Consider the following 26126-nt stretch of genomic DNA (forward strand, 5'->3'; position numbering starts at 1 on the left):
ACGTGCTGGAATGCGCTGAACTGCCCAGTAGCACGGGCCTTGGAGACGACAGCGGCACGACGTGAGTGCCGCCGCCGAGAGGTTGTTGGTCGAGTGAGGCGAAGCAAGCCGAGTCCCGCGGCATCCCCCACCGGGGACGCGCGGGGCAACTTCACCCCGCCGCCGCGCACAGCGGCGTCCCCCGTTGACGTGAGCGCCGCCCCCGGCAACGAGCCCCCGGCTCCCTCCGGCGGACGGATGTCGCCCCGCAACTGGCGCGTGCCGACCAGACTGAACGCGATCCTCCTCATACCCGTGCTCGTCGGTCTCGTCATGGGCGGCTTCCAGGTGAAGGGCTCCATCGACACCTGGAGCGAGGCCCAGGACGCCGAGAGCACCGCCCGCCTGGTGCGGGCGTCGCTGGACTACGGCAACCGCCTCATCGAGGAGCGCGACCTCACCGCCGCTCCCCTGCTGCGCGGCAAGCGGAACGACCCGGTCGTCGTCAAGGCCCGCAAGGCCACCGACCGGGCCGCCGCCGAGTTCAAGTCCGCGGCGGAGAGCATGCCGGACAAGGAGGGCCTCAACCGTCGTCTCGACGCCTTCCACAAGGTCGAGCCGAAGCTCGGCCCGCTGCGTCAGGCCGCGTACACCACCAGGCTTCCCGGTGTGAAGACCGAAGAGGGCTACGTCGCCATCCAGCACCCGCTGATGGAGTTCGCCAACGAGCTCGGCCTGGGCACCGGCAACATCACCAGCTACGGCCGCACCGTCTACGCGATCTCGCTCTCCAAGGCAGCGCTCTCCCTCCAGCGGTCCATCGGCACGCACCTCCTGGTCGAGCCGGGCCCCGGCACCGGCTCGTTCACGCTCCAGCGCACCTCGTTCTCCTCGTACGCCTACCTGGAGCGCATCGCCATCGAGGAGTACACCGGCGGCGGCACCCCCGAGGACGTCGCCAAGCTGGAGGAGGCCAAGAAGGAGCTGGCGGCCGCCGCCGAGAAGCAGGCCGACCCGGCGCCGTCGCAGGACAAGATGGTCGCGGCCATCGCCACCATGCCGAGCACCCAGCCGAGCGCGCGCGTCGAGCTGGCCGGCAAGGGCATCACGCCCAAGGCCTGGTGGGCCACCACCACCGCCAAGTTCGACGCCTACCGCACCATCGAGTCGGACCTCGCCGACAAGGCCGTGGACGAGGCGTCCGACATCGCCGCCACCGCCCAGCGCAACGCGTACATCACCGGCGCCATCGTCGTCCTCGCGCTGCTCGCCGCCTTCATCCTGGCCGGGATGATGGCCCGCCAGATGTCCAAGGCGATGCGCCAGCTGCGTACCGCCGCCTTCGGCATCGCCGAGCAGCGCCTTCCGATGCTGGTCGACCAGCTGTCGCGCACCGATCCGGGCCGCGTCGACACCCGCGTGCAGCCCATCCCGATCTCCTCCACGGACGAGATCGGCGAGGTCGCCCGCGCCTTCGACCAGGTGCACCGCGAGGCCGTGCGGCTCGCCGCCGAGCAGGCGCTGCTCCGCGGCAACATCAACGCGATCTTCACCAACCTGTCGCGCCGCAACCAGTCGCTGATCGAGGGCCAGCTGACCCTCATCACCGACCTGGAGAACAACGAGGCCGACCCGGACCAGCTGGAGAACCTCTTCCGCCTGGACCACCTGGCGACCCGTATGCGCCGCAACGGCGAGAACCTCCTGGTCCTCTCCGGCGAGGAGCCGGGCCGCCGCTGGGACCAGCCGGTCCCGCTGGTCGACGTGTTGCGCGCCGCCTCCTCCGAGGTGGAGCAGTACGAGCGCATCGAGCTGGAGGGCGTCCCGGAGGCCGAGATCCACGGCCTGGCCGTGACCGACCTCGTGCACCTGCTCGCCGAGCTCCTGGAGAACGCCACCACGTTCTCCTCCCCGCAGACCAAGGTCCGCGTCACCGCGACCCGTCTTCCCGACGGCCGCGTCATGGTCGAGATCCACGACAAGGGCATCGGCCTCACCGCCGAGGACTTCGCGGACATCAACCACAAGCTGGCCAACCCGCCGACCGTGGACGCCGCGATCTCGCAGCGCATGGGCCTGTTCGTGGTCGGCCGGCTCTCCGACCGGCACGGCATCCGCGTGCAGCTGCGCCCCTCGGGCGAGCAGGCGGGCACCACGTCGCTGGTCATGCTGCCGGACGCGATCACGCACGGTGGCGGTGGCGACCAGGCCGCGCAGGACGAGTTCACCGTCTCCTCGATCATCCCGGAGCAGCAGGTCCTGGAGACCGAGCCGCTGCGCACCGCCGCGGAGCTCGGCTTCGACGACAGCCGCTACCACGGCGACGGCGGCGAGGCGCAGCCCGAGCTGGACCCGGTCGGCCGTTCGCTGATGCGCGAGGAGCGCCGCGCGGCCCTGGAGGCGCAGGCCCAGCAGCCCGGCGCCCACCGCCCGCTCTTCCGCGACGAGGTCGAGCCGCAGCAGCAGGCACAGCAGCAGCAGCCGGGTGCGTACGAGCAGCAGGGCGGCTACGACCAGCAGGCTCCCGCGTACGACGAGCACCAGCAGGCGGCGTACGACCAGGGCGGCGCGTACGAGAACGAGCAGTACGCCAACGGGCAGTACGCCGAAGCGCAGTACACCGACGGGCAGTACGCCGAGAACGGCTACGGCGCCGAGCAGTACGCGCCCGGGCAGTACGCCGCCGAGCAGCCCTACCAGGACGGTTACCAGGACCCGCAGCTCCCCTATCCGGAGCGGTCGCGTCAGGACGACTGGCCCAGCGCTGACGGCTACCAGCCCGAGTACGGCCAGGAAGCGGAATCCGCACAGGTGGCCCCCGCGGCCGACGGCGAGCGCGTAGGCTTCGACCGGCCGGGACCGACTCCGTCCGTCGTCCACGAGATGACCGACGCGGGCCTCCCCCGCAGGGGCTCCACCGGTGCGAACGGGAACGAGAGTTCTCCCGCCCCGAGCGAGGGCAAGGACGACTGGCGTTCGTCCAACGACGAGCGCTGGCAGCGAGCCGAGCGCCTCAAGGAGCCGAAGGCGGGCGGGGTCACCTCGTCCGGGCTCCCGCGGCGGGTGCCCAAGGCCAATCTGGTCGAGGGCACCGCGGAACAGACCCCACAGGGCGGCCCCTCGGTCTCCCGCGACCCCGAGGACGTACGGGGCAGGCTGAGCAACCTGCGCCGCGGCGTCCAGCGGGGACGCAATTCGAGCAGTGACACGAATGGCCAGGGCTTCAGCCCTGATAGCACCTACAACCAGGAGCGTTAGTGTGAGCCCGATGAGCCAGGCGGCACAGAACCTGAACTGGTTGATCACCAACTTCGTGGACAACACCCCCGGGGTGTCCCACACAGTGGTGGTCTCCGCCGACGGACTCCTTCTGGCGATGTCCGAAGGCTTCCCCCGCGACCGCGCCGACCAGCTCGCGGCCGTCGCCTCCGGTCTGACCTCGCTGACCGCCGGGGCCTCCCGGATCTTCGAGGGCGGCTCCGTGACCCAGACCGTTGTGGAGATGGAGCGAGGATTTCTCTTCATCATGTCCATTTCCGACGGTTCCTCGCTCGCCGTCCTCGCCCACCCGGATGCGGACATCGGTCTCATTGGGTACGAGATGGCCCTTCTTGTCGACCGCGCGGGCACGGTTCTCACGCCGGACCTGCGCGCGGAGCTCCAGGGGAGCCTTCTCAACTAACAGACAGACGGTGCGTTTTCGCGTCTTGTGCCCGTAAGGTTTCGGGACGCGGCTCCACAGTGATGGGCCCGGCACAGTTGGAGGAGGAAGAAACGTGGCAACACCCCCAGACGGTTCGTCATCGGCGAACTGGTCCCCTGGTCATGGCCAGGGTGGTCAGCACGACGGCGGGCCGAACAGGTACAACTTCCCCTCCGCGCCGAGCCACCGCCGCCAGCCGTACGCGCAGCCCCAGCAGCCGGGGCCGCGCCCGTACGACCAGGGCACCCCGGCGCGCGCACCCCGCATCCAGCCGGTGCACCCCCAGCGACGCGCCCCTGAACCGGCGCCCGCCGGATCCGCGCACAACCCCCTGGTGCGCCCGTACGCCATGACGGGCGGCCGCACCAGGCCGCGCTACCAGCTCGCCATCGAGGCGCTGGTGCACACCACCGCACAACCGCACCAGTTGCAGGGCCAGTTGCCCGAGCATCAGCGCATCTGCAACCTGTGCCGGGAGATCAAGTCGGTCGCCGAGATCTCGGCGCTCCTCTCCATCCCCCTCGGCGTCGCCCGGATCCTCGTAGCCGACCTGGCGGAGGCCGGACTTGTCGCCATCCATCAGCCCGGCGGAGACGAGTCCGCCGGCGGCCAGCCAGACGTGACACTGCTCGAAAGGGTGCTCAGTGGACTTCGCAAGCTCTAGCGGCGGAGCAACAGCCCGCTCCACCACCAGCGCGAAAATCGTGGTGGCGGGCGGCTTCGGCGTGGGCAAGACCACGTTCGTCGGGGCGGTCTCTGAGATCAACCCGCTGCGCACCGAGGCCGTCATGACGTCCGCGTCCGCGGGCATCGACGACCTGACCCACACCGGAGACAAGACCACCACGACGGTGGCCATGGACTTCGGTCGCATCACCCTGGACCAGGACCTGATCCTGTACCTCTTCGGTACGCCCGGTCAGGACCGCTTCTGGTTCATGTGGGACGACTTGGTCCGTGGCGCCATCGGCGCGGTCGTCCTGGTCGACACGAGGCGGCTCGCCGACTGCTTCCCCGCCGTCGACTACTTCGAGAACTCCGGGCTGCCCTTCGTCATCGCCCTCAACGGCTTCGACGGCCACCAGCCGTACACGCCCGACGAGGTGCGCGAGGCGCTGCAGATCGGCCCGGACACCCCGATCATCACGACCGACGCGCGACACCGCGCGGACGCGAAGAGCGCGCTGATCACGCTCGTCGAGCACGCGCTGATGGCGCGGCTCCGCTGACGCTGTTCCTTGTTGCCCGTACGCGGATGACGGCCCGCACGCTTCGGCGTGCGGGCCTCTGTCAGTTCCGGCGGTAGTGGTCGAACTGCGTCACGCCCTGGTAGCCGTAGCTCTCCGGGTGCAGTTCGTGCAGGGCGACGCCGCCGCGGGCGAGCGGGCCGAGGAGCTCCGACAGGAGAGCGGCGGCCTCGGTGATGAAGGCGGCCTTCTCCGCGGCGCTGTTGGTGCCCGCTGTGATGCTGACCTCCAGGTGCGCGTCGCGGCCGCCGTCGGTCAGGGGCTTCCCTCCGACGTAGTAGCGGTCGGCGGGGACGAGGCCGAGGTGGACGACGGTGCGCTCGGCGGACTTGCCGAGCGCGGTGACGGCCAGGCCGGTCAGGCCCTCGGCGAGGGCGCGTGCGGTGGCGGCGGGCAGATCTTGACCGGTGACGGTGGCCCTGATGTGGGGCATGGCTCTCCTTGAGTCCGTTCCTTGTACCGCCTGGTGGAGCGGCACGGGAGCCACCCTCGCCCGCCCTGGCACCATTGATCCAACGCATAGCCGTCATAGACGTATGAGGCCGCCTCATGACCGTGAACCTCCCGCAGCTCAGGGCCTTTCTCGCCGTCGTCGACGCGGGCGGGTTCAGCGCGGCCGCCGCCGAGCTCGGCATGAGCCAGTCGGCGGTGTCGCACGCCGTGGCCTCCCTCGAACGTGAGCTGGCGGCCCCGCTCCTTGTCCGGTCCGGGCCGGTGCGGACGACGGCGCTCGGGGAGCGGGTCCTGCCGCACGCCCGTACCGCGCTGTCGGCGGTCGGGGCCGTGGCGGAGCTCGCCGCCGACGCCGGGGCGGTGACCGGCACCGTGCGGCTCGCCTCGACGCCCACGGTCTGCCAGGGCCTGCTGCCCGGGCTGCTGCGGCACTGGCGGCAGGACCGGCCGCGGGTCACCGTGCGCGTCTTCGAGGGCGACAGCGCCGAGGTCGCGGAGTGGCTGGAGAACGGCACGGCCGACGCCGCCGTCCTGATCGACCCGCCGCCCGGCCCCGGCACCCAGCTCGCCCTGGACGGCTACCGCGCCCTGCTCCCCCGCGATCACCCCTTGGCGGGCGAGGCGGCCGTCGACATCCGCGATCTGGAGGACGACGAGTTCCTGATCTCGCCGAACGGCTGCGAGAACCGTGTCCGGGAGCTCCATCGCCTCGCCGGGCTGCGCTTCGCCCCCGCGCATCGGGTCCGGGACCTCGCCACCCTGATCAGCATGGTGCAGGCGGGACTCGGCGTGACCGTGCTGTCCGAGGTCTCACGCTCCCTGGTCCCGCCCGACCTGGTGCTGCTGCCGGTGGAGCCGCGGGCCGCGCGGCGCCTGGTCCTGAGCGGGCCGCGGGGCCGCCCCTGGCATCCGGCGGTCGGCGCGCTGGCGGAGTCCGCCGCGGCGCGGCTGTCCTGACAGCACGAGGCCCCGCCCTCCCGGAGGAGAGCGGGGCCTCGGATGTGCCGGTGCGTCAGCCCTGCCAGCTGTGCGGGGCGCGGAAGCCCGGGGTGCGCTCCAGGCGGCGCCAGCCGGCCTTGTCGCGGCCGCGGCGGGCGGTGGGAACGGCGGGCTGGGCGGCGGCGCGGGCCAACAGGATCGCGGTGATGGCCGCGACTTCCTCGGGCTCGGCGTGGCCCTTCTCTACGCGAATGTCGGGGGGAGTCATCTGTGCAGCTTCTCCTTGTGGGCTACTGCGGGGGGTTGCCGTGCTTGCGCGAGGGCAGGTCGGCGTGCTTGTTGCGGAGCATGGCGAGGGACTTGATGAGGACCTCGCGGGTCTCGGCCGGGTCGATGACGTCGTCGACCAGGCCGCGCTCGGCGGCGTAGTAGGGGTGCATCAGCTCGGCCTTGTACTCCTTGACCATGCGCGCGCGCATCGCCTCGGGGTCCTCGGCGGCCGCGATCTGCCGCCGGAAGATCACGTTCGCGGCGCCCTCGGCACCCATCACCGCGATCTCGTTGGTCGGCCACGCGTAGGTCAGGTCGGCGCCGATGGACTGGCTGTCCATCACGATGTACGCGCCGCCGTAGGCCTTCCGCAGGATCAGCGAGATCCGCGGCACGGTCGCGTTGCAGTACGCATACAGCAGCTTCGCGCCGTGCCGGATGATGCCGCCGTGCTCCTGGTCCACGCCGGGCAGGAAGCCGGGCACGTCCAGCAGGGTCAGGATCGGGATGTTGAACGCGTCGCACATCTGCACGAAGCGGGCGGCCTTCTCCGACGCCTCGATGTCCAGCACACCGGCCAGCGCCTGCGGCTGGTTGGCGACGATGCCCACCACCTGACCGTCAAGCCGCGCCAGCGCGCAGATGATGTTGCGTGCCCAGCGCTCGTGGACTTCGAGGTAGTCGCCGTCGTCGACGAGCTCCTCGATGACCTTGGTCATGTCGTAGGGCCGGTTGCCGTCCGCCGGCACCAGGTCCAGCAGCACCTGCGAGCGGCGCCCGGCCGGGTCTTCCGAGGCGTGGGCGGGCGGGTTCTCCCGGTTGTTGGAGGGCAGCATCGAGATCAGGTAGCGGACCTCGGCCAGGCAGGTCTCTTCGTCGTCGTAGGCGAAGTGGCACACGCCCGAGGTCTCGGCGTGCACGTCCGCGCCGCCCAGCCCGTTCTGGCTGATCTCCTCACCGGTCACCGCACGCACCACGTCCGGCCCGGTGATGAACATCTGCGAGGTCTCGCGCACCATGAACACGAAGTCGGTCAGCGCCGGCGAGTAGGCCGCGCCGCCCGCGCACGGGCCCAGCATCACGCTGATCTGCGGGATGACGCCGGAGGCCCTGGTGTTGCGCTGGAAGATGCCGCCGTAGCCGGCCAGCGCCGAGACACCCTCCTGGATCCGCGCCCCGGCGCCGTCGTTCAGGGAAACCAGCGGGGCACCGGCCGCGATCGCCATGTCCATGATCTTGTGGATCTTCGTGGCGTGCGCCTCACCCAGCGCACCGCCGAAGATCCGGAAGTCGTGCGCGTAGACGAAGACCGTGCGGCCCTCCACCGTGCCCCAGCCGGTGATCACACCGTCCGTGTACGGCCTCTTCGCCTCCAGGCCGAAACCCGTGGCCCGGTGCCGCCGCAACTGCTCGACCTCGTTGAACGAACCCGGATCCAGAAGCAGCTCGATCCGCTCGCGGGCCGTCAGCTTGCCCTTGGCGTGCTGCGCCTCGGTCGCCTTCTCACTCGGCCCACGCAGCGCCTCGGCACGGATCTCGCGCAGCTCGGCCACGCGGCCGTGCGAGTCGGTGGGCTCGCCCCCGGAGGCAGCGGTCTCGTCCAAAACGGTCATGTAGCGACCTTACGGAGCGCCCCCGGGGAAACGGACCGTCGACTCTGTACAGTCTCCGGGCCGTTTTCCTGGCACCCCCGGACAGAACTCGGCCAGGGCCATGAAGAAGTGACGGCTCAGACCCTCTACTGCTGTAGGGATTCCACAAAAAAGCGCATGCGGCGCGCCTCTTCGGGGGCCTCCGTCGGCTGAGAGACACCTCACATCAGAGGCTCGCGGGGGGCTTCCCCGGTGTGAGCCGCAACCGGAGCGGCCGTTCCAGGTGGAGTCGAGGGGTCCTCCGGCGCGCGGGGGTTCACTCACGTGCACCGTAGCGCCTGCCTCCCGGACCGCCGCCGAATTGGCGGGGGCCGACAACCAGTGGTGGTCATCGGCCCGCGCTTCCGGGGCGCGGCGGGCAACCCCGGGGATCAGGACATAGCGTACGTAGCGGGTCAGCGCGTCGCGTCGCGCTTGAACAGCGAGCGCGCCCAGAGGAAGCCGAACAGGGCGATGGCGATGCCCCAGCCCACCGCGAGCGGCCCGAACTTGCCGATCTCGCCGCCGGTCAGCAGACCGCGCAGGGTCTCGGTGAAGGCGGTGTAGGGCTGCCACTCGGCGAAGTGGCGCAGCCAGCCCGGCATCGAGTCGAGCGGCACGAACACGCTGCTGAGGAAGGGCAGCAGGAACGAGAAGGGCAGGGCGACGCTGCTGGCCGCCTCCGGGGCCTTGACCAGCTGGCCGAGCGCGACGGCGAGCCAGGTGAGCGCGGTGCTCATGAGCGTGAGGAGACCGGCCGCGGCGAGCCACTCGACGGGTTCGGCGCTGGAGCGGAAGCCCACGAGGAAGGCGACGCCGGTGACGAGGACGAGGGTGATCAGGGTCTGGATGACGGCGCCGACGGCACGGCCGGTGAGCACCGAGGAGCCGTTGATCGGCATGGTCCGGAAGCGGGCCACGATCCCCTCGGTCATGTCGGTGCAGACGCCGACCGTGGTGGGCAGGACACCCGAGCCGACGGCCATCAGCAGGATGCCGGGGACGAGGTAGTCGATGTAGTCGCCGGTTCCTTCGCCGCCCATGCCCGCCGACATCGTGCCGCCGAAGACGTAGTTGAAGAGCAGCAGCATGGCGATGGGCATGCTCACCAGGCTGATCGTCATGGCCGGGTAGCGGCGGGCGTGCAGGAGGTTGCGGCGCAGCATGGTGCGGGAGTTGTGCAGCGCGGAGGGGCGGGCGGGGACCGGGCGGCCGGCGCGCGGGACGGCCGGGGTGGTGGTGACGGTGCTCATCGGGTCGTCGCTCTCTCGTGGTGGGGGCGGGCGGTCACGGCTTGGCGGGGCTGCCGGTCATGGCGAAGAAGACGTCGTCCAGGTCGGGGGTGTCGATGGCGAGTGCCTCGACCTCGATGTCGGTGGCGTCGATCCGGTCGAGTACCGCCTTGACGGATCTCAGGCTGCCGTCGCTGGGGACCTGCAGGGTCAGGGCGTCGTCGTCGCGGGTGCCGGTGCCGAGCAGCCGGGCGGCGGACTCCAGGCCCCCGAAGTCGGCGAAGCGCAGCTGGACGTGGCCGCCGGGGACGAGGCGCTTCAGCTCGGCGGGGGTGCCCTGGGCCACGAGCCTGCCGCCGCTCAGCACCGCGATGGTGTCGGCGAGTTGGTCGGCCTCCTCCAGGTACTGCGTGGTGAGGAAGATGGTCACGCCGTCGGCGACGAGTTCGCGGACGATCTCCCACATGCCGTGCCGGCTGCGCGGGTCGAGTCCGGTGGTCGGCTCGTCCAGGAAGATCACGCGCGGGCTGCCGACCAGGGTCATCGCGATGTCGAGGCGGCGCCGCATGCCGCCCGAGTACGTCGACGCGGGCTTCCCGGCCGCCTCGACGAGGTCGAACCGGTCGATGAGGTCGGCGGCGAGGTGGCGGCCCTGGCGGCGCCCGTAGCCGTACAGGTCGGCCATGAGCGTCAGGTTCTCCTCGCCGGTGAGGAGGTTGTCGACGGCGGAGAACTGACCGGTGACACCGATCGCGGCCCGCACCGCGTCCGGCTCGGCCGCCAGGTCGTGGCCCGCCACCCGCGCCTCGCCGGCGTCGGCGGAGATGAGGGTGGAGAGGATCTGCACGGCGGTCGTCTTGCCCGCGCCGTTGGGGCCGAGCAGGGAGAAGATCGTGCCCTGCGGGATGTTCAGGTCGATGCCGTCGAGGACGGTCTTGTCGCCGTAGGACTTGCGGAGACCGGCGGCGGTGATCGCCGCCGGGCGCGTCTGGGGAGGCGTGGCCATGTCCGTTCCTTTGCACAGGATGTGGGCAGCGTGGGTTTGCGCAGGAGGGCAGCTTCAATACCGGACACCAGTTCGATTCTGGTCCCGGACGGCTGCCGGTGGCAGCTGGGGGAAGGGGGTGGGGGCAGGGTCAGGCGCGGTGGACCACGATGTCGCCCATCGACGTGCGGGCCCGCACCTTCAGCGTGTCCGTGGGCTCGCCCGGCGCGTCCGACGCCTCCAGTGACTGGCGTACGTTGCCCGCCTTCGTGCGTACGTCGAGCCAGGCGGCCGTGCCCTCGGCGATGCCGATCTCGATCTTGCCGGCGGCGGTTTCGAGGACGGCCTCACCGCGCGCCAGCTCACCCACCCGGATGGGGCCGTTGGCCGTCTTGACGCTGACGTCGGCGGCGGCGCGGTCGACGGTGACGGAACCGTTGGACGCCTTCACCGTGATGCCGCCCTCGATGTCGCCGAGGCCCGTGTTGCCGTTGGAGTTCTTGACCGAGACCGTCCCCTTGGCCTCGCCGACGCGGACGTCGCCGGAGCCGGTGTGGAGGTCGGCCGGGCCGTTCGCGCGGCCTACGGAGACCTCGCCGTAGCCGGTGTTCAGACGGAGAGCGGCCGTTCGCTCCACCTGCACGTCACCCGCGGACGTCTTGAACTCGCAGTCGCCCAGGCTGCCTTCGGCGGTGAGGTGCGCCATGGCGGTCGTGGCGTGCACCTGCGAACCGGCGGGCAGCGCGATCTCCACGTCGATCGACGGGCCCTTGCCGAAGAGCGAGCGCTCCTTGGGCCCCTTGACCAGCAGCTTGCCGTTGGAGAACTCGACGCGGGTGCGGCCGGCCGCCTTGACGTCGCCGTCCTGCGCCTCGCTGCTGGGGCGCACGTCGACGACGGTGTCCGCGCGGTCCCCCGCCACGATCCTGAGGGTTCCCACGTCGAAGGTGATGGTGGCGGTGATGGGCTTGGGGGTGTCGAAAGAAGGCATGGCTGTCCCGTCCTGCGGGCTCGGCGAGCCCGCATGGCTAGATCGGTGAAGGGTGAAGCGAAGTCCTGTGAGCCTTGGGAGCCCTGTGAGTCCTGTGAGTCGCTGGTGCCCTGCGGGAGCGCCGGGCTAGCGCACCCAGCCGGTGAACCCGTTGCCGGAGCTCCGCGCCTCGCGGTTCGCCGTCATGACCGTCCGGGCGTCGGGCTGGTCCAGCGCGGCGGAGACCGCGCGGACGAGCCAGGCGTTGACCGAGAGGCCGTCGCGGCTCGCGGCCTCCTCGACGCGGGCCTTGACGTGGGCGGGCAGGCGGAGGTTGATCCGGGCGGTGCCGCCGTCCTCCGCGGCGTCGGGAGCGGCGGGGGCCGGGGGCGGTGCGGGCTGGGTGGCCATGAGGGCCGCGTACTCCGCCCGCGCGTCGAAGGCCTCCACCGCCGGCGGCGGTGTCACGACGAACTCGGGGTCGACTCCACGCAGCCGCACGTCGACCGAGCCCGGCGCGAGATCGACGGTGATCTCTTCCGCGGCGGCGGAGAGCGCGTTGAGCAGGGTGAGCCGGGCGGCCGATTCCAGCGGTGCGGTGAGGCGCTCGGCCAGGGCGCGGGCCTCGTCGCCGCCCGCTTCGGCGGCCACCGCGAGCTCCTGGCGGAGCTGGTCGACGTACTGCGTGAGGTTCATGACGCCATCATGGCACCAGACTGGCGCCACCGCAAGCCACTGCGACGCCATCAGCAGGGCGCACCTGCGGACGGACGGCCGTTTTCGCAGGTCGGCGGGCGCGGCGTGCAATCTGGCACGCAATGGCGCCACTACGAACCTGCATGGTGCCAATCAGTGCCAGGCACCGAAAACGCGCCGACTTCGCGAGAGAGGTTGAATGTTGAACAGAATCGCGCTAACGTCGTTCTCGTTGAACATTCAACAGAAGCAGTTGCAGAAGCAGGAACACGGCTCCTCCACGGAGCTCGTCCCCAAGGAGCACGTCATGGGTCTCTTCGGCCGCAAGAACGAAACCGCCACCACCACCACCACCACCCCCGCCGCTGCCGCCGCCCCCGCGCCCGTCAGCCCGGAGCTCGCCGCGCTGACCGGCGACTACACGATCGACCCGGCGCACACGACGATCGGCTTCGTCGCCCGCCACGCCATGGTCACGAACGTCAAGGGCTCCTTCCTCGACTTCACGGGCACGCTGCACCTGGACGGCACGGACCCGTCCCGCTCGACGGCCTCCCTCGACGTCACGATGGACAGCATCGACACCGGCAACGCCGACCGTGACGGCCACCTGAAAAGCGCGGACTTCTTCAAGACCGACGAATTCCCCCGGATGACCTTCCGCTCCACGAAGACGGAGGCGCTGGGCGGCGACGACTACCGCGTCACCGGCGACCTGACGATCCTGGGCACCACGAAGCCGCTCTCCATCGACCTGGAGTTCAACGGCTCGGCCAAGGACCCCTTCGGCAACGAGCGCGTCGGCTTCGAGGGCAAGGCCGAGATCCTGCGCTCGGAGTGGGGCCTCACGTGGAACGCCGCGCTGGAGACCGGCGGCATGCTCGTCTCCGACAAGATCAAGCTGAACTTCGACATCTCGGCGATCAAGGCCGGCTCCTGAGACCGGCCACACCCCTCCGGCCGCACCCCGCCGACCACAATCCTCCGATCACAACCCCCGGCCGCGCCGCCGCCCCGCGCGCTAACGTTTGGCCGTGTCGGAGTTCATACAGCAACTGCCCGCTCTCCTCGGCGTGATCGTCGGTGCGCTCGGTTCGTACGTGGCGATCACGCGGGGCGACCGCATCCGCTTCCGGCGGGAGCAGGCCGCCCGCTGGGAGGAGCGGCGGCTCGCCGTCTACACCGAGTACGCCCGGGTCCTGAAGCAGACCGTCAGCCTCACCTACCGGGTCGCCGCCCACCTCGGCAACGACCCGCACCCGCACCCCCTGTCACCCGAAGAGGCCGTGCCCCACTTCGCCCAGGCCGCCGAGGCGCGGGACCCCGCCGGGGAGGCACTGCTGATGCTCGGCTCGCCGGACGTCGTCGACGAGGCGCGGGAGTGGGTGCTCCTGGTGATCCGGATGGAACGGTTCCTGCGGGCGGACACGCACGATCCCGAGGCGTGGGCCTCGCTCCTCGAACGGCAACGGGCCGCACGCCAGGCCTACTACGCCGCGGTACGCAGGGACTTGGCGCTGCCGCCCGGGCATCCGGGGCAGTGGTCGGTGGCGCTTCCCCCGGCCGACCCGCGTACGCCATGAATCGCCGCGGCTGAAATCACCGCTCCTCCGGCACGCCCCCGCCCGTACGCCCGAGCGTGTGCTCCAGAATCGCCTTCCCCAACGGCCCGTGCACCGTCGGCGGCAGCGCATGCCCCATGCCCGGGATCTCCACCAGACGCGCGCCCGCGACGACCTGGGCGAGGTGCTGCGGATGCGGGACCGGGAAAACGGGCTCCGCCGTGGCGGAGACGACGAGCACGGGGACCCGGTTCGCGGCGAGTTCCGCCGTGCGGACCATGCCGGAGCTGTCGGCGCGAGCGTGGGCCGACGACTCCAGGTAGCCGCCCGCGTGCTGGATGACGCCCCACTCAAGCTCCCTGAAGTACGCGGCGTCGAACGGCAGTTGATCACCGTTCAGCAGACGCCAGTGCTCCACCCGCCGGTCCAGCTCGGCCTCGATGCCGTGGTCCTCCACGGGGCGCGACCACATCTCCAGGATCTCGGGCGCGATGCCGGGCAGCTCCGCGACGGGGACACTCACGCCGTCCGGCCGCACGTACGGCGTCTCGCTCAGCGCGCAGGTTCCCATCAGGGTCGCGCTCAGCACCCGCTCGGGCCGGTCGGCGAGCACCAGCTGGCAGAGCATGCCGCCCAGCGACAACCCGGCGATGTGGGCCTGCTGGACGCCGAGGCCGTCCAGGACCGCGACCGCGTCCCGCGCCAAGTCGGTGACGGCATAGGGGTGTTCGTCGAAGGGTCGGTCCGACCGGCCCGTGTCGCGGTGGTCGTAGCGGATGACGTGGTGATGCGCCGCGAGCGCCTCGATCAACGGTTCGGGCCAGCCGAGCGCGGAGGCCTGTGCGCCCATGACGAGCAGCAGCGCGGGGGCTTCGGGTGCGCCCCGCCGCTCGGTCCACACCCGGACCCCCGGCGCGACCTCGACATACTGCTCATGGACATGCTTCATACCGGTCTCCCGATCTCGGACGACGAACACGGGCACGGACACGAACCCGCAACAAGACGAACCGTATCGTCTCGTAATCCGTCGCCACGGTCAACCGGTCAGGGCACCGCGCCCCTCAGAAATTGCCCCCGCCCCCGAAATCTCCTCCCCCACCGAAGTCCCCGCCCCCGCCGAAGTCGCCTCCGCCGAAGTCCCCGGGGTCGAAGTCCGCTCCCGAGAAGTCGCCGCCCTCGAAGCCGCCGGAGTCGCCGTACCCGGGCCCGTAGTCCGCCGCGTACGCGGGGCTCATCATCATTCCGCCGAGCATCGTGCCGACGAGGAGACCCGGCAGGATGCCCCCGCCGAAGTAGCCGCCGGCCCACGGTCCGTACGCCGGTCCGGCCTCCCAGTAGGGGCGCCGCTCCCCGGCCTCCGTGGCCACCGTCCGCACCATCGGGTCCCGGCCGTCCGCGAGGCGTGCCGCGTCCGCCGCGCACACCGGGACCGAGCGTTCGGCCCCGCCCTCGGGCGCCCACGCCGCATCCTCGACCGAGGGCCCGTGCCGCGGGTCGAAGAAGCACGGGGCGCGCCGCTCCGGCAGCTCGCGGCCCTCCCGCCGTGCGGCGAGCAGGGCCAGGGAGAAGCGCCCGTCCTCCAGCGCCTGGGTGACGCCCCGCACGTCGTCGGGGCGGGTCGCGGCCGCCATGTACGCCTTCGCCTTCTCGTACGCGTCGAGCGCGCGTTCGTAGTCCGCGCGCATCGCGTCGTCCGCCCCCGGCTCCGCGGGGTGGAAGTCGAGCCGGTCCAGCTCCTCGCCGAACGCGGTGATGTCCTCGTCGACGACGACGGACAGCTTGCGCAGCGACTCGCGCTGCGCTTCCTCGTGGCGCTGCTTCTTGCGCCGGACGATCGCGTACGCCCCGCCGGCGCCGGCCACGACGACCACTCCGACCCCGATCAGGGCGCCCACCGAGACCCCGGGGCCCGGGCCGCCGCTCCACGACTCCGGGGCCCTGCCGCCCGCCTGCACGAGGGCCTGGTCGACGAAGTGGTCGAGCTGGGCCGCGGTGTCCTCGCCCCGGACCAGCGAGACGAGGTTGCCGACGGCGTTGCCGGTCAGCACGGACCGGTCGGCCTTCGCGTCGAATCCGTCGCCGAGCCGGACGGCGTACACCCCGGTCACGCCGGTCTCGGCGCGCAGCCGCCGGAAGAGGTCCTGTTGCGGGAAGTCGTCCGGCAGGACGGCCACGAACACGGGCTTGTCGGCCCGCTCGATCCGCTGGGCGAGGGCGTCGGCCTGCTCCCCCGACAGCTGGTCCGACGCCGCGGGATCGACGTACACCGGACTCTTCTCCCACGCGTCGGCCACCGCCGACACGCTGGAGGCGTCCGGGGCTCCGGGCGCGGCCACGGCTCCGGGCGCCGCGGTGAAGGACACGGCACCCAGGGCGAGCAGCAGCCCGGACAGTCCGACAGTGATCCGCTTCGCCCGATTCCTCATACTTCGAACGTAACCCAGTCGGCCCCGCGGCGACCTCCCGTGGCGGGGCGGACTACTCGACCGGTTCGACTCCGGCCCGCAGCAGGCCGTAGGTGTACGCGTCCTCCAGCGCGCCCCACGAGGCGGCGATGACGTTCTCCGCGACGCCGACGGTCGACCATTCGCCGACGCCGTCGGTGGTGGAGATCAGGACGCGCGTCGTGGAGGACGTGCCGTGCTTGCCCTCCAGGATGCGGACCTTGTAGTCGACGAGCTCCAGCTTGGCGAGCTGCGGATAGATCCGCTCCAGGCCGACCCGCAGCGCCCGGTCGAGGGCGTTGACCGGGCCGTTGCCCTCGGCGGTGGCGACGATGCGCTCGCCCTTGGCCCACAGCTTCACGGTCGCTTCGTTGGCGTGCGTGCCGTCGGGGCGGTCCTCGACGATGGCCCGCCAGGACTCGACGCGGAAGTAGCGGCGGGCCCGGCCCTCGGCCTCCTCGCGGAGCAGCAGCTCGAAGGAGGCGTCGGCGGCCTCGTACGTGTAGCCCCGGAGCTCGCGCTCCTTGACCCGGTCGACGACGCGGCCGATCAGCGCGCGGTCGCCGCCGAGGTCGACGCCGAGCTCCTTGCCCTTGAGCTCGATGGAGGCGCGGCCCGCCATGTCGGAGACGAGCATGCGGATGCGGTTGCCGACGAGGTCCGGGTCAATGTGCTGGTAGAGGTCCGGGTCGACCTTGATCGCGGAAGCGTGCAGGCCCGCCTTGTGGGCGAAGGCGGAGACGCCCACGTACGGCTGATGGGTGGAGGGCGTGAGGTTGACGACCTCGGCGACGGCGTGCGAGACGCGGGTCATCTCGCGCAGCGAGCCCTCGGGCAGGACCTGCTTGCCGTACTTCAGCTCCAGGGCGGCGACGACGGGGAAGAGGTTGGCGTTGCCGACGCGCTCTCCGTAGCCGTTGGCGGTGCACTGCACGTGGGTGGCGCCGGCGTCGACGGCGGCGAGGGTGTTGGCGACGGCGCAGCCGGTGTCGTCCTGGGCGTGGATGCCGAGCCGGGCGCCGGTGTCGGCGACGACGGTGGAGACGACGGCCTGGACCTGCGCGGGCAGCATGCCGCCGTTGGTGTCGCAGAGGATGACGACGTCGGCGCCGGCCTCCGCGGCGGTCCGGACGACCGCCTTGGCGTACTCGGGGTTGGCGCGGTAGCCGTCGAAGAAGTGCTCGCAGTCGACGAAGACGCGGCGGCCCTCGGCGACGAGGTAGGAGACGGTGTCGCGGACCATCTCCAGGTTCTCTTCGAGGGTGGTGCGCAGGGCCAGTTCGACGTGCCGGTCGTGGGACTTGGCGACGAGGGTGATGACGGGGGCGCCGGCCGCGAGGAGGGCGTTGACCTGCGGGTCGTCGGCCGCTTTGGCGTTCGGGCGGCGGGTGGCGCCGAAGGCGACGAGCTGGGCGTGCCGGAAGGTGATCTCCTGCTGTGCCCGCGCGAAGAACTCGGTGTCGCGCGGGTTGGCGCCGGGCCAGCCGCCTTCGATGAAGCCCACGCCGAAGTCGTCCAGGTGCCGGGCGATGGTCAGCTTGTCCGCGACGGTGAGGTTGATGCCTTCGCGCTGCGCGCCGTCGCGCAGCGTGGTGTCGAAGACGTGGAAGGAATCGTCGGGTGCGCTGGTTTCCGTCATGCTGATCTGGCTCCTGTGTCGGATCTCGGTCTACCGGAATGACCGGCTCCACCACCCCCAATGATCCCGCGCGCTCCGTGTCCGGCTGCAGTTGGGCCGGGAAACGAAAAAACCCCTCGCGGGTGCGAGAGGTCTGCGCGCGGGTCGAGGCGACGGTGTCCGCCCGTACGTGATGGGTACGAGACGGTCACTGCGGACCGGCGCGCCTGCTGCCAATAATCATGGCGAACGAGAGCACGGTGGCAGCCTGCCACAGCCCGCACACGGCGCGCTGCCCCGTCTCACGATGCGGGCGGCGCGTCCGAGGCGAGCGCGCCGTCCAGAAACTCCCTCACGTGCGTCAGGACTTGGTCCCGTCCCGTCCCGCGCAGCCCGATCGCCACGTGGATGGAGAACCCGTCGAGCAGCGCCCGCAGGCGGGACGCGAAGCGGTCGGGGTCGACCGGCCGGAACTCGCCGCGCGAGACGCCCTCGGCGAGCAGCGCCACCAGGTCGCGGTGCCAGGCGCCCTCGATGGCGGCCTGCCGGTCGCGGCCCTCCTCGTCGGCGTTGAGGGAGCGGTTCCAGACCTCCAGCCAGAGGGTCCAGTGGGGGTCGCCGACGGCGTCGGGGACGTACAGGTCGACGTAGGCGTCGAGGCGCTCGCGGGCCGTGCCCTGTCGCGCGAGGAGGCGGCCGCGCTCGGCGCCGAGGCGGCCCTCGCTCCACTCCAGGGTGCGCAGAAGCAGCTCGTCCTTGGTGCGGAAGTAGTAGAGGAGGTGGCCGGAGCTCATGCCGACCTCGCGGCCGAGCGCGGCCATGGTCAGCTTCTCCAGGCCGCGCTCGGCGATCATCTCCATGGCGGCCGCCATGACGTCCTCACGCGGTGGGGCGTTCTTCCGCGCGCGCGCCTGCCCGGCCATCCCGTACTCCCTGATCACACCTTCGGCTGCTGCTGGGTGATGCAGTGGATGCCACCACCCCCGGCAAAGATCGTACGGGCGTCCACGAGCGTCACCGTACGGTCCGGGAAGAGACCGCGGAAGATGCCGGCCGCGAGCTCGTCGTTCGGGTCGCCGAAGGCGCACAGGACGACGCCGCCGTTGCAGAGGTAGTGGTTGATGTAGGAGTAGTCGACCCAGCCCTCGTCGTCCTTGAGGACGGTCGGGGCTGGCACCTCGACGATCCGCAGGGTGCGGCCGCGCGCGTCCGTCTGCCCCTTCAGGGTCGCGATGACCTCCTTGCTGACCTCGAAGTCGGGGTGGGCGGGGTCGCGCTGGGAGTGGACGAGCACGACGCCGGGCGCGGCGAAGGCGGCGACGATGTCGACGTGGCCGAGGGTGCCGTAGCCGTGGCCGGGGTAGTCGGCGGTGAGGCCGCGCGGCAGCCAGATCGCCTTGGTGGTGCCGAGGTGGGCGTGGATCTCCGCCTCGACCTGCTCCCTGGTCCAGCCGGGGTTGCGCTCGGGGCCGAGCTGCACGGTCTCGGTGAGCAGGACGGTGCCGTCGCCGTCGACGTGGATGCCGCCGCCCTCGTTGACGAGCTGCGAGGCGTACGTACGGGCTCCGGCGAGGTCGGCGACGTGCGCCCCGATCTTGGAGTCGTGGTCCCAGCGGGCCCACTCCTGGGCGCCCCAGCCGTTGAACGTCCAGTCGACGGCGGCCAGCTCACCCTTGCCATTGGTCAGGAAGGTGGGCCCGATGTCCCGCATCCAGGCGTCGTCGAGCTCGCGCTCGGTGACGTCGATGTCCGGGCCGAGGAGCTCCTCGGCGTACGCGGCCTGGCCGGGTCCGCAGACCACGGTGACCGGCTCGAAGCGGCGTACGGCGCGGGCGACGTTCGCCCAGGCGATGCGGGACTCGTCGAGGCCCTCGGGGTCGTCGAAGGTGGGGTTGGGGCACGGCCACGCCATCCAGGTGCGTTCGTGCGGGGCCCACTCGGCGGGCATGCGGAAGCCGTCGGCGGCAGCGCTCATGGCGTAAACCCTTAAAGGAAGTAGAGGCGGTTGAGGGAGACGGAGTCGGCCGGCTCCGACTGGAGCGGGTCGCCGTCGAGGGTGACCAGGCCGGAGCGCTGGTCCACGTCGACGGCTCCGGTGCGGGAGTTCAGGCGCAGGTCGGCGGGGCCGATGCCGCGCGTGCCGCGCACGGCGACCCGGCGGCGGCGCGTGGGCATGAGGTCGTTGCCCTGGTCGACGGCCGCCTGCGCGACGAACGCCACGGAGATGTCGGCGGGCGTCGCCCCGTACGACCCGAACTGCGGGCCGAGGACGAGGGGTTCGCAGGTGTCGGTCGCGGCGTTCGGGTCGCCCACGACGCCGTACGCGGGGAAGCCGGACTTGAGGACCAGCTGCGGCTTGGCGCCGAAGTACTCGGGGCGCCACAGGACGATGTCGGCGAGCTTGCCGACCTCGATGGAGCCGACCTCGTGGGCGAGGCCGTGGGCGAGGGCGGGGTTGATGGTCAGCTTGGCCATGTAGCGCAGGACGCGCGCGTTGTCGTCGTGGGCGCCGTCGCCCTCCATGGGGCCGAGCTCGGCCTTCATCTTCCCGGCCATCGCGAAGGTACGGCGGACCGTCTCGCCGGCGCGGCCCATGCCCTGCGCGTCGGACGAGGTGATGCCGATGGCGCCCAGGTCGTGGAGCACGTCCTCGGCGCCCATCGTCCCGGCGCGTATGCGGTCGCGCGCCATCGCGGCGTCGCCCGGCAGGTCGGTCTTCAGGTCGTGGACCGAGACGATCATGCCGTAGTGCTCGGCGACGGCGTCCCGCCCGAAGGGCAGGGTGGGGTTGGTGGAGGAGCCGATGACGTTCGGCACGCCCGCCATCTTCAGGACGTTCGGTACGTGACCGCCGCCGCACCCCTCGATGTGGAAGGCGTGGATGGTGCGCCCTTCGAGCACCTTCAGGGTGTCCTCGACGGACAGGCACTCGTTCAACCCGTCGCTGTGCAGGGCGACTTGGACGTCGTGCTCCTCGGCGACGCGCAGCGCGGTGTCCAGGGCGCGGGTGTGCGCGCCCATGTCCTCGTGCACCTTGAAGCCGGACGCGCCGCCCTCGGCGAGCGCCTCGATCAGCGGGGCGTCGTGCGAGGACGAGCCGCGGCCGAGGAAGCCGATGTTGACGGGCCAGGCGTCGAAGGCGTTGAAGGCGTGCTTCAGCGCCCAGGGCGAGTTGACGCCGACACCCCAGACCGGCCCGAACTCCTGGCCGATGATCGTGGTGACGCCGGAGGCGAGGGAGGCCTCCATGATGCGCGGCGAGAGCAGGTGAACGTGCGTGTCCACGGACCCGGCGGTGGCGATGAGCCCCTCCCCCGACACGATGGACGTGCCGGTGCCGACGACGACGTCGACGCCGTCGAGCGTGTCCGGGTTGCCCGCTCGCCCGATGGCGTGGATGCGGCCTTCCCTGATGCCGATGGACACCTTGCGGATGCCCTGCACGGCGTCGATCACGACGACGTTGCTGATGACGACGTCGCAGGTCTCGCGGACGGCGGCGGCCTTCAGGTGCAGCCCGTCGCGGGCCGTCTTGCCGAACCCGGCGAGGAATTCGTCGCCGTACTTCTGGGCGTCGGACTCGACGCGGATCGTCAGGCCCGAGTCGCCGAGCCGGACGTGGTCGCCGGCGCGGGGGCCGTGGGTGGCGGCGTACTCGTACGGGGTGAGGCGGCGCGGTTCGGCGGCGTGTCCTCCGGGGCGGCTCATCGCCCGACCTCCTGATCGGTGGTTTCCGGTATGCCGAGGTAGCCGCAGGCGGCGGCGCGGCGCAGCGCCTCCGCGCGGGCGCCCGGCGCGTCCAGCGGGCCGTCGACAAGACCGGCGAAGCCGATGGCGATCCGCTCGCCGCCGATGGGCACAAGCCCGACCTCGCCGCTCTCGCCGGGCCCGAAGCGGACGGAGGAGCCCGCGGGCACGGCGAGCCGCATGCCGTACGCGGCGGCGCGGTCGAAGTCGAGCCGGGGGTTGGCCTCGAAGAAGTGGAAGTGCGAGGTCACGGAGACGGGCACGGTGGCGGTGTTGCGCACGGTCAGCGTCACGGCCGGGGCGGGGTCGTCGTGCAGCGGCCCGGGCAGCAGCGCGCCCGGCGCCTCGCTGCCGAGACCGGCGCCGATGGGGTCGGAGACGACCGCGAGCCGGGACCCGTCGTCGAAGACGGCCTCCACGTGCACCTCGGTCACCACGTCCGCCACGCCGGGCAGCACGTCGTCCGGGCGGAGCACCGAGCGGGCCCGCTCGACGGCCTCGGCGAGCCGGGCGCCGTCGCGGGCGGCCTCGCAGACCGTGTCGGCGATCAACGCGGTCGCCTCCGGGACGTTGAGCCTGAGGCCGCGCGCCTTGCGGGACCTCGCGAGCTCGGCGGCCCCGAAGAGCAGCAGCCGGTCGCGTTCGGTGGGCGTGAGTCGCACGCGCCGTACCTCCCTGTTCCACGTACTTAGAGCGCCACTCTAACTACGAAATCCGCACACGGGAAGCGGGGAACTGGGCATTGACGAATGAGCCTGGAACACGTCACATTGAGCGCTGCTCAAAAATGGGGCAACCATTCCGGACCAGCGAGCGTCAGGGGCACCCTCATGCCGATAGAACAGCGCGGAGTCGACACCATCCCGGACGGGGAGCGCACCAGCGGTCCCCGCGATCTCGTGTCGATCCTCATCGGCTCCAACCTCTGCCTGGGGGTGATCGTCTTCGGCTGGCTGCCGGTGTCGTTCGGCCTCGGCTGGTGGCAGTCGGTGACCGCGGTCGTGTCGGGCACGGTGATCGGCACGGCACTGACCGCGCCGCTCGCCCTCGTCTCCCTGCGCACCGGCACGAACCTCTCCACGTCGTCCGGCGCCCAGTTCGGGGTGCGCGGCCGCCTGGTCGGCTCCGTCGTGGGCCTGCTGCTCTCCCTCGGCTACACCGCGCTGACCATCTGGATCGGCGGCGACGTGATGGTCGGCACGCTGCACCGTCTGCTCGGCCTGCCGGCCGGCGGCCTCTCGTACGCCGTCGTCTACGCCCTGCTCGCCGCCGCCACCGTGATCGGCGCCGTCTTCGGCTACCGCGTGCTGCTGCGGCTCTCCCGGGTCCTCGCGTTCGCCATGACAGGCCTGCTGATCCTCGGCGTCTTCGCCTACGCCCCCGACTTCACGACGTCGGCGCTCCCGGGCGCGGGCGGCTACCTCCTCGGCTCGTTCTGGCCGACGTGGCTGCTCGCCCTGGTCGCCGCGGGCCTCTCCGGCCCGATCGCCTTCATCACGCTCCTCGGCGACTACACCCGCTACGTCTCCCCGGCCCGGCACAGCTCCCGCGCGGTCCTCGGCGCGGCCTGGCTCGGCCTGCTCGCGGGGCTCCTGCTCCCCCAGCTCTTCGGCACGTTCACGGCGTACGCGGCCCGCGCCGCGCTCGACTACGCGGGCGGGCTCGTCGACGCCTCGCCCACCTGGTACCTGGTGCCGCTGCTGCTCGCCGCCTCCGCGGGCTCGGTCGGCAACGCGGGCCTGATGCTCTACTCCATGGGCCTCGACCTGGACGCGATCCTGCCCCGCGCCTCGCGCGCCCGCGCCACGTACACGGTCGCCGTCGTCGCCACGGCCTGCGTCTTCGCCGGCCACTACGCATGGGAGGCGCAGGACGCGATGACGTCCTTCGTCCTGCTCCTCACCGCCATCGGCACCCCGTGGGCGGTGATCACCCTGATCGGCTTCGCGCGCTGCCGCGGGGAGTACGACGCGGAAGCCCTCCAGGTCTTCAACCGCCGCTCCAGGGGCGGCGTCTACTGGTACCGGGCCGGCTGGAACGTACCGGCGACGACGGCCTGGGCACTGGGCGCGACGGTCGGCGTCCTCGCGGTCTCGCTCCCCTCGTACGAGGGTCCGCTGCTCTCCCTGACGGGCGGGGTCGACTGCAGCTTCCTGCTGTCGGGGGTGGTGGGCGGGGTGGCGTATCTGACGCTGACGGCACGGGAGGTCCGGCCCGTCACGCCCACGGCTCCGGAGGCCGCCCCGGCCGCCGCCTCCATTGATCACGTAGCCTGAAGCGGAAGTTGACCGCCAGGGGATTACAGCAGTACGGGGAGTACGACCATGGAAGAACTCATAGGACTCGGCGTCCGCGCGGCCAAGGGCGCCGGAGCGGCGGTTCTCGGCGTAGTCGACGCCCTCACCAGCGGCCCGCTCACTCCGGTGGGTTCGAACGCCCCGAAGGCGGACGACGAGAACGAGGACGAGGACGGCAAGGGCGAGAAGACCGGGCAGGGTTCCTGACCGGAATCCCGCCCCTCCCCCCTGGACCTCAGCCGATGTCCAGGACCGCCTTGCCGTGCAGGCGGCGGCCGAGCAGCTCCTCGGCCGCCTCGGGGAACTTCTCCCACGACCCCCGCCAGGACACGCCGGGATCCAGCACCCCCGTGGCCACCTGCCCCGCCAGCCAGGTCAGATCCCTGGCGAGGCCGGTGCAGCCGAGCAGGTGGAAGCTGACGACGGAGCGGTCGTGCCGGCCCATGTCGCCGTAGAGGGTCCCGTACGGGAAGTGCTCGGCGTCACCGCCGGAGTGCCCGACGGACACGAGGGTGCCGTGCTGGCCCAACTGTTCGTAGGCCTCGACGAGTTGGCGGCCGCCGACCATGTCGACCACACCGTCCACCGGCGCCCCGGCCGCCGAGGGCGTGGCGATCACCTCGTGCGCGCCGAGGGCCCTGAGCGCGGCACCGCGCCCCTCGGGGTCGCCGGTCACCGCGACGACCTCCGCGCCGCCCCGCCGGGCCAGCTGTACCGCGTACCGTCCGACGCCGCCGGTGGCGCCGGTGACCAGGACGCGCCTGCCGAGGATCGGGCCGATCCGGTCCAGGGCACGCAAGGCACTGGCGCCCGCGACCGGCAGCGTACTGATGGCTCCCACATCCGCACCTTCGGGCACGACCCCCATCAAGTCCGTGTCGACGGCGCGGAGTTCGGCCCAGCCGCCGTCGCCACCCAGGGTCACCACCGGGGTCCCGGCCACTGGGCCCGAGCCGTCGGCGGCGGCGCGCTCGACCACACCGGCGGCGTCCCAGCCGAGCACCGCGCCTTCCGGCGCGCCCTCCAGGACGAAGCGGACCTCTCCGTAGTTGAGGGAGGTGGCGGCCGTTCGGACCAGGGCCTGGTGCGGTGCGGGCACGGGGTCGGGGGCCTCGCCGAGACGCAGACCTCCGGGGGTGGAACGGTCAACCAGCAGAGCACGCATGGGAGTTGAACCTCTCGGGACAGGGCCGTGGGCAGGTGGGGCGGGGCATCCGACAGACAGCCACCCGCCACTCACGGCAATACTGCCACTGAGCGGCAGAAGCCATCAAGAGGCATTCGCACCCCGGGCTAGACTTTGGCCATGCACTCCATGGACTCCACGGACCTCGACCGGCTGCCCCTGCGGGAGCGCAAGAAGCTGCGGACGCGCCAGGCCCTCGTCGACACGGCCCTGGACCTCTTCACGGACCGCGGCTTCGACGGCGTCACGCTCGACGCGCTGTGCGATGCCGTGGACGTCTCCAAGCGGACGTTCTTCCGCACGTTCAGCAGCAAGGAAGACGTGGCGATGGCGCCGACGCAGGATGTGTGGGCGGCGTTCCTGGAGGAACTGGAGGAGGTCGAACCGGCCGCGGGGCAGCCGCTGTTCGACGTACTGCGGGACGCGCTCCTCGCCGCGCTCGGGCGCATGCCCGCCGAAGGCTGGGCCCATCGGGTGCTGCTGAGCCGACGCCTTGCGGCGCGGACTCCTTCCATGGACGCGCACGGGCTCGCCTTCTGCGACCGCACGAGCAGGGCGGCGCTGGTCGTGACCCGGCGTCGGTTCGCCCTGCCGGGCGGGGGCGACCTGCGGCCCCGGCTGGCGGTGGACCTGCTGGTGGCGGCGTTTCACCGGGCGCTGGAGGCGTGGGCCGAGGAGCCGGATCCGACGCGGGACCGTCTCGCGTCACTCCTCCGCGAGGCCTGCGCCGCCCTCCCGACCGTCTTCACCCTCCCCGCCCGCTGACGGGCCGCCTCCTCCCACTTCAGCGTGCGGCCCCGGGTCATCTGCGGCCCGGTGGTGGCTGGTCGCGCAGTTCCCCGCGCCCCTGACCACACCTCCGGGCCCCGCCCCCCGAACGCCAAAGCCACCCAGAGGAGAGCCCCACCCCCTGACGGCGGAGCCGTTCAAGGGGCGCGGGGAACTGCGCGACCAGCCACACACGACCCGCAGCCGGAAGCGGAGGCACCACGGCGAAGCCGTTCAGGGGCGCGGGGAACTGCGCGACCAGCCACACAGGACCCGCAGCCGGAAGCGGAGAGGAGCGGGCGGCCCCCCCCCCCCCCCCCCCCCCCCGGGGGGCCGGGCGCCCCCCCCCCCCCCCGCGAGGGGCGGGGCCGGGGGCGGCGCACCCCACCGCAGACG

The 26126-nt window shown here is 71.7% G+C and carries 25 protein-coding genes; 10 read left to right on the forward strand and 15 right to left on the reverse strand.

The features are described 5' to 3' along the window. The first annotated feature begins 93 nt into the window (after positions 1-93). The 4 genes from AB0H82_RS29910 to AB0H82_RS29925 all read left to right on the forward strand — a co-directional run bounded on the left by AB0H82_RS29910 (position 94) and on the right by AB0H82_RS29925 (position 4911). Positions 94-3237, forward strand: coding sequence for a nitrate- and nitrite sensing domain-containing protein (locus AB0H82_RS29910; RefSeq protein WP_362998171.1), 3144 nt, complete (start codon positions 94-96; stop codon positions 3235-3237). 10 nt (positions 3238-3247) lie between these two features. Next, complete coding sequence (locus AB0H82_RS29915; protein ID WP_030787419.1) at positions 3248-3661, forward strand: roadblock/LC7 domain-containing protein; 414 nt, start codon at positions 3248-3250, stop codon at positions 3659-3661. A gap of 94 nt (positions 3662-3755) precedes the next feature. Beyond that, a complete protein-coding gene (locus AB0H82_RS29920) occupies positions 3756-4346 on the forward strand; it encodes a DUF742 domain-containing protein (RefSeq protein WP_362998173.1) in 591 nt (196 codons plus the stop codon). Beyond that, on the forward strand, positions 4327-4911 hold the full coding sequence (locus AB0H82_RS29925; protein WP_030361923.1) for an ATP/GTP-binding protein: 585 nt from the start codon (positions 4327-4329) through the stop codon (positions 4909-4911). Before AB0H82_RS29920 ends, AB0H82_RS29925 begins: the two co-directional genes overlap by 20 nt. Positions 4912-4972: 61 nt before the next feature. On the opposite strand, the gene AB0H82_RS29930 is transcribed toward AB0H82_RS29925, so the two are convergent. Beyond that, on the reverse strand, positions 4973-5362 hold the full coding sequence (locus AB0H82_RS29930; protein ID WP_362998175.1) for a tautomerase family protein: 390 nt from the start codon (positions 5360-5362) through the stop codon (positions 4973-4975). A gap of 116 nt (positions 5363-5478) precedes the next feature. Here AB0H82_RS29930 and AB0H82_RS29935 point away from each other — a divergent pair, with 116 nt between their 5' ends. Beyond that, positions 5479-6339, forward strand: a complete 861-nt coding sequence (locus AB0H82_RS29935) for a LysR substrate-binding domain-containing protein (protein WP_362998177.1) — start codon at positions 5479-5481, stop codon at positions 6337-6339. Positions 6340-6394: 55 nt separating this feature from the next. Here the strand turns inward: AB0H82_RS29935 and AB0H82_RS29940 are convergent, their stop codons facing one another. The 6 genes from AB0H82_RS29940 to AB0H82_RS29965 all read right to left on the reverse strand — a co-directional run bounded on the left by AB0H82_RS29940 (position 6395) and on the right by AB0H82_RS29965 (position 12105). Further along, positions 6395-6589, reverse strand: coding sequence for an acyl-CoA carboxylase subunit epsilon (locus AB0H82_RS29940; protein ID WP_362998179.1), 195 nt, complete (start codon positions 6587-6589; stop codon positions 6395-6397). Positions 6590-6611: 22 nt separating this feature from the next. Continuing rightward, positions 6612-8204: an acyl-CoA carboxylase subunit beta gene (locus tag AB0H82_RS29945; protein WP_362998181.1), complete on the reverse strand. Its 1593-nt coding sequence runs from the start codon at positions 8202-8204 to the stop codon at positions 6612-6614. 434 nt (positions 8205-8638) lie between these two features. Further along, positions 8639-9475 carry an ABC transporter permease gene (locus AB0H82_RS29950; protein ID WP_362998183.1) on the reverse strand — a complete coding sequence of 279 codons (837 nt, stop codon included), beginning with the start codon at positions 9473-9475 and terminating at the stop codon, positions 8639-8641. Between the two features lie 34 nt (positions 9476-9509). Continuing rightward, positions 9510-10460, reverse strand: a complete 951-nt coding sequence (locus AB0H82_RS29955) for an ATP-binding cassette domain-containing protein (protein WP_362998185.1) — start codon at positions 10458-10460, stop codon at positions 9510-9512. 130 nt (positions 10461-10590) lie between these two features. Continuing rightward, the gene (locus AB0H82_RS29960) at positions 10591-11430 is read right to left on the reverse strand and encodes a DUF4097 family beta strand repeat-containing protein (RefSeq protein ID WP_362998187.1); all 840 of its coding nucleotides are present in this window, start codon (positions 11428-11430) and stop codon (positions 10591-10593) included. 126 nt (positions 11431-11556) lie between these two features. Next, entirely contained in the window at positions 11557-12105 is a 549-nt protein-coding gene (locus AB0H82_RS29965) for a hypothetical protein (RefSeq protein WP_362998189.1), read from the reverse strand. A gap of 307 nt (positions 12106-12412) precedes the next feature. Between AB0H82_RS29965 and AB0H82_RS29970 the strand changes: the two genes are divergently transcribed. Both AB0H82_RS29970 and AB0H82_RS29975 read left to right on the forward strand, forming a co-directional pair. Next, positions 12413-13045: a YceI family protein gene (locus tag AB0H82_RS29970; RefSeq protein WP_362998223.1), complete on the forward strand. Its 633-nt coding sequence runs from the start codon at positions 12413-12415 to the stop codon at positions 13043-13045. A gap of 94 nt (positions 13046-13139) precedes the next feature. Next, positions 13140-13688, forward strand: a complete 549-nt coding sequence (locus AB0H82_RS29975) for a hypothetical protein (RefSeq protein ID WP_362998191.1) — start codon at positions 13140-13142, stop codon at positions 13686-13688. A gap of 16 nt (positions 13689-13704) precedes the next feature. On the opposite strand, the gene AB0H82_RS29980 is transcribed toward AB0H82_RS29975, so the two are convergent. The 7 genes from AB0H82_RS29980 to ureA form a co-directional block, all read right to left on the reverse strand. Then, positions 13705-14616, reverse strand: a complete 912-nt coding sequence (locus AB0H82_RS29980) for an alpha/beta hydrolase (RefSeq protein ID WP_362998193.1) — start codon at positions 14614-14616, stop codon at positions 13705-13707. A gap of 115 nt (positions 14617-14731) precedes the next feature. Beyond that, positions 14732-16096 (reverse strand): hypothetical protein, encoded by a 1365-nt coding sequence (locus tag AB0H82_RS29985; RefSeq protein WP_362998195.1) that lies wholly within the window; start codon positions 16094-16096, stop codon positions 14732-14734. 52 nt (positions 16097-16148) lie between these two features. Beyond that, positions 16149-17753: a citramalate synthase gene (gene cimA / locus AB0H82_RS29990; RefSeq protein ID WP_362998197.1), complete on the reverse strand. Its 1605-nt coding sequence runs from the start codon at positions 17751-17753 to the stop codon at positions 16149-16151. A gap of 281 nt (positions 17754-18034) precedes the next feature. Then, positions 18035-18655, reverse strand: a complete 621-nt coding sequence (locus AB0H82_RS29995; protein ID WP_362998199.1) for a TetR/AcrR family transcriptional regulator — start codon at positions 18653-18655, stop codon at positions 18035-18037. A gap of 14 nt (positions 18656-18669) precedes the next feature. Beyond that, positions 18670-19707 (reverse strand): agmatine deiminase family protein, encoded by a 1038-nt coding sequence (locus AB0H82_RS30000; RefSeq protein WP_362998201.1) that lies wholly within the window; start codon positions 19705-19707, stop codon positions 18670-18672. An 11-nt stretch (positions 19708-19718) separates the two neighbouring features. After that, entirely contained in the window at positions 19719-21440 is a 1722-nt protein-coding gene (locus AB0H82_RS30005; protein ID WP_362998203.1) for an urease subunit alpha, read from the reverse strand. Beyond that, positions 21437-22141, reverse strand: a complete 705-nt coding sequence (gene ureA, locus AB0H82_RS30010) for an urease subunit gamma (RefSeq protein WP_362998205.1) — start codon at positions 22139-22141, stop codon at positions 21437-21439. The genes AB0H82_RS30005 and ureA overlap by 4 nt, the downstream gene beginning before the upstream one ends. 168 nt (positions 22142-22309) lie before the next feature. Here ureA and AB0H82_RS30015 point away from each other — a divergent pair, with 168 nt between their 5' ends. Both AB0H82_RS30015 and AB0H82_RS30020 read left to right on the forward strand, forming a co-directional pair. Beyond that, complete coding sequence (locus tag AB0H82_RS30015; protein WP_362998207.1) at positions 22310-23755, forward strand: cytosine permease; 1446 nt, start codon at positions 22310-22312, stop codon at positions 23753-23755. Positions 23756-23803: 48 nt separating this feature from the next. Next, complete coding sequence (locus AB0H82_RS30020) at positions 23804-23983, forward strand: hypothetical protein (RefSeq protein ID WP_362998209.1); 180 nt, start codon at positions 23804-23806, stop codon at positions 23981-23983. Positions 23984-24011: 28 nt separating this feature from the next. Here AB0H82_RS30020 and AB0H82_RS30025 read toward each other — a convergent pair whose 3' ends face one another. Next, complete coding sequence (locus AB0H82_RS30025) at positions 24012-24941, reverse strand: zinc-binding dehydrogenase (RefSeq protein ID WP_362998211.1); 930 nt, start codon at positions 24939-24941, stop codon at positions 24012-24014. A gap of 141 nt (positions 24942-25082) precedes the next feature. Here AB0H82_RS30025 and AB0H82_RS30030 point away from each other — a divergent pair, with 141 nt between their 5' ends. Then, positions 25083-25727, forward strand: coding sequence for a TetR family transcriptional regulator (locus tag AB0H82_RS30030; protein ID WP_362998213.1), 645 nt, complete (start codon positions 25083-25085; stop codon positions 25725-25727). Positions 25728-26126 lie beyond the last annotated feature (399 nt).

It is taken from the genome of Streptomyces sp. NPDC050732 (assembly GCF_040654255.1).
Taxonomy (GTDB): Bacteria; Actinomycetota; Actinomycetes; order Streptomycetales; family Streptomycetaceae; genus Streptomyces.